13 protein-coding genes are annotated in these 13,358 nt (G+C 43.0%); 10 read left to right on the forward strand and 3 right to left on the reverse strand.

What is annotated here, in order from left to right; all coding sequences use genetic code 11:
- The first annotated feature begins 4 nt into the window (after window positions 1-4).
- From rimM to ACA086_RS14150, 4 genes are all read left to right on the forward strand, one after another.
- Entirely contained in the window at window positions 5-535 is a 531-nt protein-coding gene (rimM, locus tag ACA086_RS14135) for a ribosome maturation factor RimM (protein WP_371004056.1), read from the forward strand.
- A gap of 88 nt (window positions 536-623) precedes the next feature.
- A complete protein-coding gene (locus ACA086_RS14140) occupies window positions 624-1,283 on the forward strand; it encodes a tRNA1(Val) (adenine(37)-N6)-methyltransferase (protein WP_371003998.1) in 660 nt (219 codons plus the stop codon).
- A 135-nt stretch (window positions 1,284-1,418) separates the two neighbouring features.
- Window positions 1,419-2,522 (forward strand): SRPBCC family protein, encoded by a 1,104-nt coding sequence (locus ACA086_RS14145; protein ID WP_371004000.1) that lies wholly within the window; start codon window positions 1,419-1,421, stop codon window positions 2,520-2,522.
- Between the two features lie 77 nt (window positions 2,523-2,599).
- Window positions 2,600-3,778, forward strand: coding sequence for an acyl-CoA dehydrogenase family protein (locus ACA086_RS14150; protein WP_371004002.1), 1,179 nt, complete (start codon window positions 2,600-2,602; stop codon window positions 3,776-3,778).
- Window positions 3,779-3,784: 6 nt separating this feature from the next.
- Here the strand turns inward: ACA086_RS14150 and ACA086_RS14155 are convergent, their stop codons facing one another.
- Together ACA086_RS14155 and ACA086_RS14160 are read right to left on the reverse strand one after the other, a co-directional pair.
- Window positions 3,785-4,837 (reverse strand): phosphotransferase enzyme family protein, encoded by a 1,053-nt coding sequence (locus tag ACA086_RS14155; protein WP_371004003.1) that lies wholly within the window; start codon window positions 4,835-4,837, stop codon window positions 3,785-3,787.
- 20 nt (window positions 4,838-4,857) lie between these two features.
- Window positions 4,858-5,742 (reverse strand): NDP-sugar synthase, encoded by an 885-nt coding sequence (locus tag ACA086_RS14160; protein ID WP_371004004.1) that lies wholly within the window; start codon window positions 5,740-5,742, stop codon window positions 4,858-4,860.
- Between the two features lie 100 nt (window positions 5,743-5,842).
- Here ACA086_RS14160 and ACA086_RS14165 point away from each other — a divergent pair, with 100 nt between their 5' ends.
- From ACA086_RS14165 to ACA086_RS14175, 3 genes are all read left to right on the forward strand, one after another.
- Complete coding sequence (locus tag ACA086_RS14165; RefSeq protein WP_371004005.1) at window positions 5,843-7,204, forward strand: Gfo/Idh/MocA family protein; 1,362 nt, start codon at window positions 5,843-5,845, stop codon at window positions 7,202-7,204.
- 95 nt (window positions 7,205-7,299) lie between these two features.
- Window positions 7,300-8,661, forward strand: coding sequence for an oxygen-independent coproporphyrinogen III oxidase (gene hemN, locus ACA086_RS14170; protein WP_371004006.1), 1,362 nt, complete (start codon window positions 7,300-7,302; stop codon window positions 8,659-8,661).
- A gap of 17 nt (window positions 8,662-8,678) precedes the next feature.
- Window positions 8,679-9,500, forward strand: a complete 822-nt coding sequence (locus tag ACA086_RS14175; RefSeq protein WP_371004007.1) for a universal stress protein — start codon at window positions 8,679-8,681, stop codon at window positions 9,498-9,500.
- 98 nt (window positions 9,501-9,598) lie between these two features.
- On the opposite strand, the gene ACA086_RS14180 is transcribed toward ACA086_RS14175, so the two are convergent.
- Entirely contained in the window at window positions 9,599-10,048 is a 450-nt protein-coding gene (locus tag ACA086_RS14180) for an Rrf2 family transcriptional regulator (protein WP_369746824.1), read from the reverse strand.
- A gap of 114 nt (window positions 10,049-10,162) precedes the next feature.
- Here ACA086_RS14180 and ACA086_RS14185 point away from each other — a divergent pair, with 114 nt between their 5' ends.
- From ACA086_RS14185 to nosZ, 3 genes are read left to right on the forward strand one after another with little or no spacing between them, the layout of a single operon-like run.
- Complete coding sequence (locus ACA086_RS14185) at window positions 10,163-10,666, forward strand: cytochrome c (protein ID WP_369746825.1); 504 nt, start codon at window positions 10,163-10,165, stop codon at window positions 10,664-10,666.
- An 11-nt stretch (window positions 10,667-10,677) separates the two neighbouring features.
- A complete protein-coding gene (locus ACA086_RS14190) occupies window positions 10,678-11,262 on the forward strand; it encodes a fasciclin domain-containing protein (protein WP_371004009.1) in 585 nt (194 codons plus the stop codon).
- 35 nt (window positions 11,263-11,297) lie between these two features.
- The gene (gene nosZ, locus ACA086_RS14195; RefSeq protein ID WP_369746827.1) at window positions 11,298-13,253 is read left to right on the forward strand and encodes a Sec-dependent nitrous-oxide reductase; all 1,956 of its coding nucleotides are present in this window, start codon (window positions 11,298-11,300) and stop codon (window positions 13,251-13,253) included.
- Window positions 13,254-13,358: the final 105 nt, after the last annotated feature.

A 13,358-nucleotide genomic window follows, 5' to 3' on the forward strand; every position in this document is an offset into this window, starting at 1 on the left:
ATCGATGCGGAAGGAAGAATGCTTCTACCTGGGCAAGATCGTTTCTAAATACAGCTTTAAAGGGGAGGTGCTTATAAAACTAGACACCGACGAACCTGAACTATACGATAATCTGGAATCAGTACTTATTTCCCTAGGAAATAGTCTGGTTCCTTTCTTTATTGAAAAGAGTCAGCTTCACAGATCCAACCTACTACGGGTAAGATTTGAAGAGGTTAATGATGAACCTGATGCTGACCGTATCCTGGGGTCTGAAATCTACCTTCCGCTTGAACTTCTCCCAAAATTAAGCGGGAAGAAATTTTATTACCACGAAGTCATTGGTTTTACTTTGATAGATAAGAACTATGGCAATATTGGGACCCTGGTTTCGATAAATGACGCTGCCTCTCAGGCATTATTTGTGGCCGAAAAGGAAGGTAAACAGCTCCTGATCCCTATAAATGACGACATAATAACTAGCATTGATCGGGAAAAAAAGACCATTTTCGTAGAAACCCCGGAAGGTCTGGTTTCCCTTTATCTGAATGATTAGGGGATAGCTTATAATTAATACAGACCAGCAAGCTTTGAACAAACCTTTTCGATTTAAGCAATTTGAGGTCCATCAGGATCGATGTGCTATGAAAATAGGAACAGACGGAGTGCTCCTGGGAGCCTGGACAGCTGTTGCCCATAGACCAATAAATATTCTTGACATAGGGGCTGGCACCGGCCTGATCGCCCTGATGCTCGCACAACGCAGCAATGCAGAAACCATTGACGCCATCGAGATTGAAGAGGCGGCCTACGAACAATGTGTCGAAAATTTTGAAGCTTCACCCTGGGCAGACCGATTGTTTTGTTACCATGCGGGTTTAGACGAAATGGTTGAAGAGATGGAAGAAACGTATCAGCTGATTGTCTCCAACCCACCCTTTCATGTAGAAGGAGTCTCCAGCGGAGATAAATCGCGTGACTTAGCCAGACAAAACAACTCTCTCCCTTTTGATGAACTGCTATGCAGCGTTGATAAGCTTCTGTCACCCGAGGGCATTTTTACCACTATTGTTCCCTTTCAGCAAGAAGTATCTTTTATTGATTTAGCAAGGCAAGCCAACTTACATATTTTTAAAATTACCAGGGTAAAAGGAAATGCTCATTCGGAGGTAAAACGAAGCTTACTGGCGTTCTCACGCATTAGTCAAACAGTTATTGAAGATGAGTTGATCATCGAAAAAGATCGTCATTTATATACTGAGGATTATCAACATCTTTGTAGAGATTTTTATCTGAAGATGTAATAGTTGGACTTTCGGTTTCAATTTTAAACTGCTTCCGCCCCTGCAATAAGGCTTTACATTCTCACTATAAACTCCCATAGCGCAGATTTATCCGAAAGAAATCCATATTTTTAAAATGGACTAACTGTGCACCGCGTGGCTTTAAAATTCTATATTGATCCGGATATTACCAGGGCAAAAACCCTGCCTTCCTCTTTTTACAGCGACTCTGAAACATTTGAAGCGCTAAAGCAGAAAGTTTTTTATGGTTCATGGCAGTGGGTTGGGGATATAATGGATCTGGAAAAAGAAGGATCTGTATCTCCCTTTATACTCCTCCCCGAATTCCTCAATGAACCGATGGTCCTTTCCAGGGATAAGAACGGAAAGGTTAATTGCCTCAGTAATGTATGCACCCACAGGGGAAATATCGTTGTTGAAGAAGCGGGGCAACAAAGGAAATTAACTTGCCGCTATCACGGAAGGAGGTTTGGTCTCGATGGGAAGTTTGAATTCATGCCTGAGTTTAATGAGGCACAAGATTTCCCCGGAAGTTGTGATAATTTGCACGCATTTCCATTGAAAAAATGGGGTTCATTTTTCTTTGCCGGGTTAAGTCCGGTTTTCGACTTTCAGAAGGTGATTGATTTTATGGACCAGCGGATAGGGTTTTTACCCCTTGACGATTTTACCAGATCAAAGGAACTCGATAAAGATTATGAGATCAAGGCACACTGGGCCTTATATTGCGACAACTACCTGGAAGGATTTCATATCCCTTTTGTCCACAATGACCTGAACGAAGTTTTAGATTACGGGAATTATGAAACGGTTTTATCAGACTATTGCAATCTTCAAATCGGTTACGCAGAAGGGACTGATGAGGTATTTAAGCTTCCTGAAGATCATATCGATTATGGGAAAGATGTCGCAGCCTACTATTTCTGGGTCTTTCCCAACATGATGTTCAATTTTTATCCCTGGGGAGTTTCTGTTAATCTAGTCCAGCCCCTATCGATTTCCCAAACTAAAGTTTCCTTTATCACCTATGTATATGATGCTTCCAAATTAAATAAAGGAGCTGGGTCAGGTCTCGATAAGGTTGAGATGGAAGACGAAGCAGTGGTAGAAAGCGTAAATATGGGAATCCGATCTCATTATTACAAGGCCGGAAGATTTTCCCCCACCCGTGAAAGAGGAGTGCACCATTTTCATTCTTTGCTTGCGAGGTTCCTGAACGGGGAAGTTGAATCTTCCTAAATGAATCTTGCTAATATCTATTTCCATCCATTGGTTTGTTATGCGACTTTAAATACCTTTGGAAAAACTATTTCACTATGAGGCCCGACCTATTTGAAGCCCCCGATTATTATCAATTGGATGACCTGCTAACCGAAGAACATCTGCTGGTGCGTGATGCTGCGAGGCAGTGGGTAAAACGAGACGTGTCACCCATCATTGAAGAATACGCTCAGAAAGCTGAATTCCCAACTCAGATACTAAAGGGATTGGCCGAAATAGGTGCCTTCGGACCATATATTCCTGAAGAATACGGAGGTGCAGGATTAGATCAGATCAGTTATGGCCTTATCATGCAGGAAATTGAAAGAGGGGATAGTGGAGTAAGATCTACGGCATCGGTTCAATCCTCCCTGGTTATGTATCCTATTTATGCGTACGGGTCTGAAGAACAAAAAAAGAAATACCTGCCAAAGCTCGCCTCAGGGGAATTTATGGGGTGCTTTGGCTTAACAGAGCCTGATCATGGATCTAATCCCGGTGGGATGGCCACCAATTTTAAGGATAAAGGCGATCATTACTTGCTCAATGGCGCTAAGCTCTGGATCTCAAATTCTCCTTTTGCAGACATTGCCATCGTCTGGGCAAAGAACGAGGAAGGGCGGATACACGGCCTGATCGTTGAGAGGGGTATGGAAGGTTTCTCCACCCCGGAAACACATAATAAGTGGTCATTAAGGGCCTCAGCCACCGGTGAATTGATCTTTGATAATGTGAAAGTTCCCAAGGAAAATCTGTTACCAGGGAAGAACGGATTGGGAGCTCCACTGGGATGTCTCGACTCTGCGCGATACGGAATTGCCTGGGGGGCTATCGGAGCTGCCATGGACTGCTATGATACTGCGCTGCGATACGCCAAAGAAAGAGTTCAGTTTGGAAAACCCATAGCGGCATTCCAACTGCAACAAAAGAAATTGGCCGAAATGGTCACTGAGATTACCAAGGCCCAATTGCTTGCCTTCCGTTTGGGGCAGTTAAAGAATGAAGGAAGGGCCACTACGGCCCAGATTTCCATGGCCAAAAGGAATAATGTTGAAATGGCGATCACTATTGCAAGGGAAGCAAGACAAATTCTTGGGGGAATGGGAATAACGGGAGAATATCCCATTATGCGGCATATGATGAACCTCGAATCTGTTCTCACCTATGAAGGCACCCATGATATTCATCTCCTGATCACAGGGGCAGATATCACAGGACATCAGGCCTTTAAATAGAGAGGGCTATTTTCCAAGGACCGATTTGACAAGTTTTGAAATAGCGTCTTTTTTTTCTAAGACTATTCGGGTAAAACAGAACAAATTACGGCATCGATCCAGGTTTTGATCGGCGTAGGAAATCTGGTAATAGACATCATTGTTGAGGTAGTCTGTTAGTGCCCTCAGCCCATGAAGGTAAGGCATAAGTGCCACCCCTGAGGGGATTGCCTGTTTCTCTGAATCGCTAAGCTTTAGTTTACTTTTCTTAATTCCTCTGAGAAATGCAGTGACCATATCCAGATCAAAGCCGATCTTTTTAAGATCTGTGTCATCTTCGGAAACAGGATTGGCCAGGGTCCTTATCGCGTCTCCAAGATCATAAATTATATACCCCGGCATGACTGTATCCAGGTCAATTAGGCAGAGCGCCTTGCCGGTCACATTAGAGAAGAGGAAATTGTTGAGCTTTGTATCGTTGTGGCATATACGAACAGGCAGGTTTTCAAATCCTACATCTAATTTGAAGAAGGCCTCTTCCGCAAATTCGATTTCTTTCGAAGCAGACTGCAACCTTTCCGAATTAGCTTGTTTAAGGGCAAGAAGATATTCTTTTCTCCGTAAGCTGATATCGTGAAAACCGGGTAGCACCTCTTTGAAACTAGCAGCCGGTAAATTCTCCAGACAACTGTGAAACAAACCCAGTATCCTTCCTGCCTCAAAGGCTATATCGGGCTCATGGGTTAAATCAAAAGCTACACTGTTCGGGACAAAGGTGAGTAGTCGCCAAAAGGCCCCTTCTTCATCCTTATAATACGGCAGCCGGGCCTTGGAAGGCATAAATGAGATTGGATGGTAATCCTCGGCTGCCAGCAGCGGTAGAATGGTTCGAAGGTTTTCCATCAAAGCCGGAACATCCGGGAAAACCTTGTTGTTGATACATTGTAAGATGTAAACGGTAAGGTTCTCTTCCTGAACCCGGAAGGTGGTATTGATGTACCCCTGTCCTACAGAGCGTATCTTATAATCTCTCTGTTCAATGACAAAATGCTTCAGCGCCTTTGCTGCTGCCACCTCCATTTTTCAGGGGTTTTAAAAAATTAATTCCAAAGCGGGGTGCGGTACTGCCCCTGGCTGGTCATATTCTTCAGATGGGACATTGCCGTTTCTTTGTCATTGGCATAGGTAACGCCAAACCACATGCTCTCCGAAGGAATAACCTCTACCTGAGTTGTCCCCTGTTTTAGCATGGCCTGAATAACAAAGGGAAGGTAAACCTCTCCCTTCTCCAAATTTCCCTCTTCTTTAAAGAAATTGCGGATATCTTGTTCTATCTGATGAAAAATTCCCGGTTTACAAACCCAAAAATTCATACTCACCAACTCCTCACCAGAGAATTTCAGTCCGGAATCAGCATCCAAAATTCCATTTTCTCCTTCTTCTATTTTTGTTCGTTCTTCTACGGAGATCAATGAATTCCCATCCTGTTTACATACTCCTCGGGAGACAGAACCATACGGCGACAAGGTATCTTTTAAGGTATAGGCTACCAAACCAAAGGAGTTGGGATCAGCATCCCTGGATACATATTTAGCCGCATTTTCAAAAGCTTGCTTCCCGTAGTAGTCATCTGCATTGATCACAGAAAAAGGTCCGTCAATAACCTTTCTGGCCGACCATACCGCATGAGCAGTACCCCATGGTTTTGTGCGCTCTCCCGTATAGGTAATTCCATCGGGAAGATCTGTTACCTGTTGTGAAACTACATCGAGCTTAACCCCCTTGGGAATTCTTTTTGAGAGGTATTCCTCAAGAAAGCTCACGTTGTCTTTTTGTGTTACCACAACGATGTGGTCAAATCCATTTTCAAGAGCGTCGTAAATACTGAACTCCATCAGAAACTCTTCCTGAGGGCCAAGGCCATCGAATTGTTTAAGGGCTCCATACCTGCTACCCCTTCCGGCAGCCATTAGTAATAAGGTCATAAAATGCGAATTTGCGAGCAAAAATAAGTTTTTAGGGAACAATATGGAGGAGGACCTGGAGAATTTCATAAATTGATAACATCTAAAACCATTAAAAACCATGACCAGCAGAAGGCAATTTATCCGCAATACGGCCATAGCAGGAGCAGGGATGAGTATTGTTCCTCATTGGGTGTCAGCAACACAAAAATCAAATAATAAACTTGAAGAATTAAAAGTGGGACTCATTGGAGTCGGACTCCGAGGGACCAATCATCTACAGAATTTGATCTTGCGAAATGATGTTAGGGTTACTGCCCTTTGTGATATTGATGCCGAACGCATTGCCTTATGCAGGAATCTGATCAAAGAAGCAGGTAAAAGCGCTCCCCTCATCTTTGAAGGAGGCCCTTATGATTACCTCAATCTTCTCAATTCTAAAGAGGTTGATGCCGTGATTATCGCAACCCCCTGGCTCTGGCATACCCGTATGACCGTAGATGCCATGAAGGCAGGGAAATACGCCGGAGTAGAGGTTTCTGCCGCCAATACCCTCGAAGAATGCTGGGATCTGGTAAATACACATGAAGCCACCGGCACCCATATGATGATCCTTGAGAATGTAAATTACAGGCGCGATGTGCTGGCCGTGTTAAATATGGTCAAACAGGAAGTATTCGGGGAATTAGTGCATTTCAGGTGCGGGTATCAGCACGATCTCAGGCATGTTAAATTCAATAATGGGAAACAGCCTTATGGCGGAGGGGTTGAATTTGGAGAAAAGGCTATTTCAGAGGCTCGCTGGCGTACCCTGCATTCGGTTAAACGAAATGCAGACGTGTACCCCACTCACGGGCTCGGTCCTGTAGCCGTGATGGCGGATATAAACAGGGGCAACAGGTTTTTGTCGCTTACATCTCATGCGAGTAAAGCGATAGGGTTGCACAATTATATCGTTAAAAATGGGGGAGAGGATCATCCCAATGCCGATGTAGAGTTTAAGCAGGGCGATGTGATAACAACCACTATTGATACCGCCCGGGGAGAAACAATCATCATTACACACGATTGTAATTTGCCCAGGCCCTATTCCCTGGGATTCAGAGTGCAGGGAGCTAACGGACTGTGGGAAGTTGACGGAAATCGAATCTATATCGAAGGTAAATCGGAGCCACATCAATGGGATGATGCCAATGACTGGCTCGCGAGGTACGATCATCCCCTCTGGAAAAAATATGGCGAATACGCCGCTGGTGCCGGCCACGGAGGTATGGATTTCTTCGTATTACACGCATTTGTGGAATCGGCAAAAGCTAATATCGCTCCCCCTCTGGATGCCTATGACGCAGCGGCCTGGAGTGCGGTCACTCCCCTGTCGGAAGCCTCTATACACCAAAAGGGAGAACCACAAAAGTTTCCTGATTTTACACGTGGACTCTGGATCAAACGAGAACCTTATTCCTGGATAAAGGATACCTATTAATTCCATATCCCGTAAGTGTTTCATTCAAAGCGTAGATGATTTTTATCATATTTTTCTGTCTGAAGCCTCTGTATTTTTGATAGAAATCAATTACAATGCTGAATCTTATCCAGAAATATAACGTGCAAGGCCCCCGCTATACCAGTTACCCAACAGTTCCCTATTGGGATATCAGTACTTTTTCGGGAAAAGCATGGAAGGAAACACTAAAAAAGAGTTTTAAAGAAAGCAATAATAAGGACGGCATTAGCCTGTACCTGCATTTACCCTTTTGTGAAAGCATGTGCACGTTTTGCGGGTGTCACAAACGAATAACTAAGAGGCATGAAGTGGAAGTTCCCTACATCGAGTCTGTCTTAAAAGAATGGAAATTATATTGTGACCTATTTGAAGATAAACCTAAAATTAAGGAGTTACATCTCGGGGGAGGAACTCCCACCTTTTTTTCCCCTCAACATCTGGAAATGCTGCTGGAAGGGATTTTCAGACATGCCGAGATAGCAGACGAACATGAATTCAGTTTTGAAGGCCATCCGAACAATACAACACGCGAACATTTACAAACATTGTATGATCTGGGATTCAGAAGAGTGAGTTTCGGAGTGCAGGATTACAGCGATAAAGTACAACGGGCCATACACAGGGTTCAACCTTTTGAAAATGTAAAAAACGTAACGGAATGGTCCAGGGAAATCGGATATACCTCGGTTGGGCACGACCTTATTTTTGGTCTGCCACATCAGCGGATGGAAGATATTGAAGAGACTATTTCAAAGACTAAGGAATTATTGCCAGACCGACTGGCATTTTACAGCTATGCACATGTTCCCTGGATAAAAGGACTTGGGCAAAGGGGATTTAAAGATGAAGATCTCCCAACCCCCTCAGAAAAAAGGCAGCAATACGAATACGGCAAAAAATTGCTGACAGAAGCAGGGTATTTTGAAATTGGGATGGACCATTTTGCCCTGAAGAGTGATAGTTTGTATAAATCCTTTGAAACTCAGAAACTGCACAGGAATTTTATGGGCTATACTTCATCCCGAACACAGCTCATGATCGGGTTGGGGGCATCGAGTATCAGCGATAGCTGGTACAGTTTTGCACAAAATGTTAAAAGCATAGAAGAATACCAACATTTGGTAGAAAACGATATCATCCCAATTTACAGAGGACATATCCTTACTGAGGAGGATTTGGTCATACGCCGGCATATTCTTAACTTAATGTGCAGGTTGCAAACCTCCTGGGAAGATCCTTCCCTGAAATTTAATGAACTCGATCTGGTCCTGGGCCATTTAAAAGAAATGGAAATAGACGGACTTATCAATACTAATTATAATCAGCTGAGCGTTACAGAAGCAGGTAGGCCTTTCGTCAGAAATGTATGTATGGCATTTGATCTTCTGATGCATAGAAAAGCTCCGGAAAAAAGAGTATTTTCAATGACTATTTAACCCTTTAAAATTAAGCCATGAAAACAATTATCGTCCCAGTAGATTTCTCCGAACAATCCGAATATGCGCTTAAGGTAGCCGCATCGCTGGCGCAAAAGCAAAAAGCTGAGATTCTGGTGTTGCATATGCTCGAATTGAATGAGGCAATGATCACTTCTACGGAAGGATTCCATCCCGAACAGACGGTATTCCTTCTCAAGGTCGCAGAAAAGAGACTGAATGAATTTTTGGATAAAGACTATTTAAAAGGAATTAAAATCACACCGGTCATAAAACACTTCAAGGTTTTTGGCGAGGTGAACGAGATTGCTGAAAAGCACAATGCCGAGCTGATTGTGATGGGGTCTCATGGAACTGACGGACTCAAAGAGATCTTTATTGGATCAAATGCGGAAAAAGTGGTTCGATTCTCCGATGTGCCTGTACTCGTTGTAAAAAATGAACTTCCTGAATTTAAAATCGATGATTTTGTCTTCGCCTGTAATTTTAAGAGTGAAAGCCTTGGAGCCTTTCAAAAAGCAAAGGATTTTGCATCCAGATTTGGGGCTAAATTACATATGGTCTATATCAATACTCCAGGAGACAATTTCCTGAGCAACAACGATGCCCATGAAAAGATTAACAAGTATCTTGAAATGGCAGGGGCAGGACAGGATGTTACTATCTACAATGACTACAGTGTGGAAAAAGGGGTGCTCAATTTCAGCGAGAGCATGAATGCAGATTTAATAGGAATTCCTACTCACGGACGAAAGGGACTTTCACATTTCTTTATGGGAAGTATTGGGGAGGACATCGCAAATCATTCAAAAATCCCCGTGATGACCTTTAAGATTTAAGAGCCTTCTTAATACAAATTAAAGTATTTATAACGCCGTGATGAGGGTCGGACCAGTGTATTATTTTGGGTAAGTATTGTGCCCTGGGAGAACATTTATCAGGAGAGAAATGAATAGCCTTTATCAAGCTTATTGGCAAGCTCTCCAATGGTCATCTTTTTCAATGTATTTAACAAGACTGCTCGCGTTGGATTTACATACTCATGAAGGGGACAGGGATGTTCAGCATTACAATCTTCTATACCTAAGACACAGGCTTCCAGTCTATGGTTTCCATCAATAATTTCGATCACTCTGTAAACCGTCTGCTCTCGGTTTACATCGGTAACATAATATCCACCCTTAGGTCCTTTCATAGATGAAATAATCTGATGTTTAGAAAGTTGCTGTAAAAGCTTGGCTAAATATGCCTCAGGAACATTAATCGTATCATATATGTCTCTGACCATAATTTTTTGGTCTTCATTAGAATGGTTGGCCAGGTGGAGTACACCTTTAATTGCATATTTAGAAGAATTGCTGAGCATGCGTAATTTATCTGACTTCAAAGATTAAAAGATATTTTTATCCTAAATATGACAAATATCATATTTGCCGCCCTGCTACCCCCCTAAATTTGTGCATTATTAAGTTTAATTTAAAAACAATAACCATTGAAGATTATGAAAACAATCCAAAGTAGTTTTTCAGTCTTATTTGCCCTAATGCTTTTGGGCTGTGGGGGTAAGGAGGAAAAGAAAGAAGGGTTTAGCGTAGATCGTGCCAAATCTACCACGAAAACAGAGCAAACCCAGGAAGTATCTGATGAGGTACCTGCTTCTCAACGAATTACATTAGACAACAAGGGTGTTGGGCAAATCAAGTCCCTTCCGCTTGATCCCGAAATTGATCAGGGAATGGCTGAAGAAGGAGCCGCCATCTTCAAAACCAATTGTACCGCCTGCCATAAAATTGACAAGCGATTTATTGGCCCTTCACCGACAGGTATCATGGAAAGGAGGAGCCCCGAATGGATTATGAATATGATTCTGGATCCTCAGCTCATGACTGAACAGGACCGCTGTGCTAAAGATCTGTTGGTTGAATTTAATGGAGCTGCCATGGCCAATCAGAATATGACTGTGGAACAAGCCCGTGCAATTCTAGAATATTTCAGAACCTTATAATTAAACCAAATATGAAAACAATAACTAAACTGGGTTTTTCTTTCCTCACTGCACTATTAATGATTGTTGCGATAGGATGTAAGAACGAAGCCAAAAACACAAATGCAAGTAACACAGACAACACAACTACTTCAGAGGCAAAAGAACAAGGGCAGGCCTTTATTGAAGATGATGAATCTCAGCCAACAGTGCTGGATATTGCCATAGGATCGCCAGATCACTCTACCCTTGTAGCTGCAGTACAGGCTGCTGATCTGGAAAACGTACTGGTAAATGCAGGGCCATTAATGGTCTTTGCCCCAACCAATGAGGCATTTGATGCCCTTCCGGCAGGGACGGTGGAGGATCTTTTAAAACCCGAAAATAAGGGCGCGTTGGCAAATATCCTGAAACATCATGTTACCCCCGGTAATTACTCCAAGGATTTCCTGAAGAAGTTTAAAAAACTTGGCCAGGCTAACGATCAGAATACAACTGTGGAAGTCAAAGGCGATGACGTCTTTGTAGGTGGCGCAAAAATTGTTGCCAGCGTTGAAGCAGGTAATGGAATTGTGCATGTGGTAGACAAAGTAATTTTACCTCCTTCCGAAGAATAATCTAACTATAGAAATAAATACTAAAAACAACTACAATGAAAAAACTAAGATATTCCTTGCTGACATTTTTAGGGTTGGCGCTGGTGATAACCGGATGTAATGACTCCGGAAAATCCTCTAATGGCGCCCTGTCGTCCAACGCAGCAGAAAAAGTATACGTAGCTCCGGGAGAACAGGACGAATTCTACGCCTTCCTTTCAGGAGGTTATAGTGGCAACCTTACCGTTTACGGACTGCCTTCAGGGCGTATGTTTAAAGAGATCCCTGTTTTCTCGCAATTTCCTACCTCCGGGTATGGATATTCTGAAGAAACCAAACCCATGCTGAATACTTCCTTTGGCTTTGTTCCTTGGGATGATCTTCACCATCCGGATATTTCACAAACTAATGGCGAACTCGATGGCCGGTGGATTTTTGTCAATGGAAACAATACCCCCAGGATAGCACGGGTAAGTCTCAGCACTTTCGAGACCGAGGAGATCATTGAGATACCCAATAGTGCAGGAAATCACAGTTCCTCCTTCATTACGGAAAACACCGAGTATGTAATCGCCGGAACACGTTTTTCAGTACCTGTCCCACAGAGGGATATGCCAATTAACGAGTATAAAGGCAATTTTAAAGGGGCATTAAGTTTTATCAGTGTTGATCCTGAAACTGGCAGGCTTGATATTAAATTCCAGGTGATGATGCCCGGATTTAACTATGACCTTTCTCACCCTGGGCGAGGAGCTTCCCATGGATGGCATTTCTTCAGCACTTATAATACGGAAGAAGCCAACTCTTTGATGGAAGTCAATTCTTCTCAAAATGACAAGGATTTTATCGCAGCCATTAACTGGAAGAAGATCGAAGAATATGTGAACAACGGCGGTGGAACCAAGATGGCCGCAAATTATGCCCACAATGTCTACGACGAGGAAACCCATATGGGAACCACTACTATGAAAAAAGAGGTGCTAACCGTAGATCCTACCGAAGTACCTGGAGCGGTATTCTTCCTTCCTACTCCTAAATCACCTCACGGATGTGATGTGGACCCCACCGGGGAATATATAATTGGCGCGGGTAAACTATCTGCTGATATTACTGTTCACTCCTTCACTAATATGCTTGCTGCTATTGAGCAGCAAAAATTTGACGGTGAAGCTTACGGCATTCCGATTCTCAAGTTTGAGGACGTGATGGCTGGAGTAGTAAAAAGTGGGGGCCTTGGTCCGTTACATACTGAATTTGACGATAAAGGAAATGCATATACTACCTTCTTTATTTCTTCTGAAGTCGTTAAATGGAATGTAGGGTCCTGGGAAGTTATTGACAGAAAACCTACGTATTATTCTGTAGGTCACCTAATGATTCCCGGAGGAAATTCCAGAAAACCATTTGGCAAGTATGTCGTCGCAATGAATAAAATCACAAAAGATAGATACCTGCCTACCGGACCTGAAATGGAGCACTCTGCCCAGATCTATGATATTTCCGGAGAGAAAATGGAGTTGATATACGACTTTCCGACACACGGTGAGCCTCATTATGCGGCCGGATGCCCGGCTGATTTACTTCGTGCAAACTCCAAAAAGATCTATCGCCTCGATGAGAATAAGCATCCTTATGCAGTCACTTCACCCGATCAGGCAAGGGTAGAGCGGAATGGGAATGAAGTTCATATCTATATGTCAACAATCAGAAGTCATTTCACACCCGACAATATTGAAGGTGTAAAGGTTGGGGATAAGGTTTTCTTCCATATCACAAATCATGAACAGGATTTTGACGTACCTCATGGATTCTCTATGATAGGACAAAATACTTCTGAATTGTTGGTTATGCCAGGGCAGACTAAAACCTCGGTATGGGAACCTAAAAAGGTAGGAGTATGGCCTTTCTACTGTACCGATTTTTGTTCGGCATTGCATCAGGAAATGCAAGGCTATGTTCGAGTATCACCGGCCAGTTCAAATATTGAACTCAGCTGGACCCTGGGAGAGTAAGGTTTAATTGGTTTTTTTCTGAATGAAAGCGGGCAGCGTTATTATTGACCTGCTCGCTTTCTTCTTTCCTAAACGAATAAATTAATAAAAGCAGGACTTTATTGA

It is taken from the genome of Muriicola sp. E247 (assembly GCF_041358175.1).
Lineage (GTDB): Bacteria > Bacteroidota > Bacteroidia > Flavobacteriales > Flavobacteriaceae > Muriicola.

Excerpts from the sequence above, each read along its gene's own strand:
- nosZ (WP_369746827.1), top strand. The coding sequence starts at position 11,298 with ATGAAAAAACTAAGATATTCCTTGCTGACATTTTTAGGGTTGGCGCTG.
- ACA086_RS14165 (WP_371004005.1), top strand. The coding sequence starts at position 5,843 with ATGACCAGCAGAAGGCAATTTATCCGCAATACGGCCATAGCAGGAGCA.
- hemN (WP_371004006.1), top strand. The coding sequence starts at position 7,300 with ATGCTGAATCTTATCCAGAAATATAACGTGCAAGGCCCCCGCTATACC.
- ACA086_RS14140 (WP_371003998.1), top strand. The coding sequence starts at position 624 with ATGAAAATAGGAACAGACGGAGTGCTCCTGGGAGCCTGGACAGCTGTT.
- ACA086_RS14150 (WP_371004002.1), top strand. The coding sequence starts at position 2,600 with ATGAGGCCCGACCTATTTGAAGCCCCCGATTATTATCAATTGGATGAC.
- rimM (WP_371004056.1), top strand. The coding sequence starts at position 5 with ATGCGGAAGGAAGAATGCTTCTACCTGGGCAAGATCGTTTCTAAATAC.
- ACA086_RS14175 (WP_371004007.1), top strand. The coding sequence starts at position 8,679 with ATGAAAACAATTATCGTCCCAGTAGATTTCTCCGAACAATCCGAATAT.
- ACA086_RS14190 (WP_371004009.1), top strand. The coding sequence starts at position 10,678 with ATGAAAACAATAACTAAACTGGGTTTTTCTTTCCTCACTGCACTATTA.
- ACA086_RS14185 (WP_369746825.1), top strand. The coding sequence starts at position 10,163 with ATGAAAACAATCCAAAGTAGTTTTTCAGTCTTATTTGCCCTAATGCTT.
- ACA086_RS14155 (WP_371004003.1), bottom strand. The coding sequence starts at position 4,837 with ATGGAGGTGGCAGCAGCAAAGGCGCTGAAGCATTTTGTCATTGAACAG.
- ACA086_RS14160 (WP_371004004.1), bottom strand. The coding sequence starts at position 5,742 with ATGACCTTATTACTAATGGCTGCCGGAAGGGGTAGCAGGTATGGAGCC.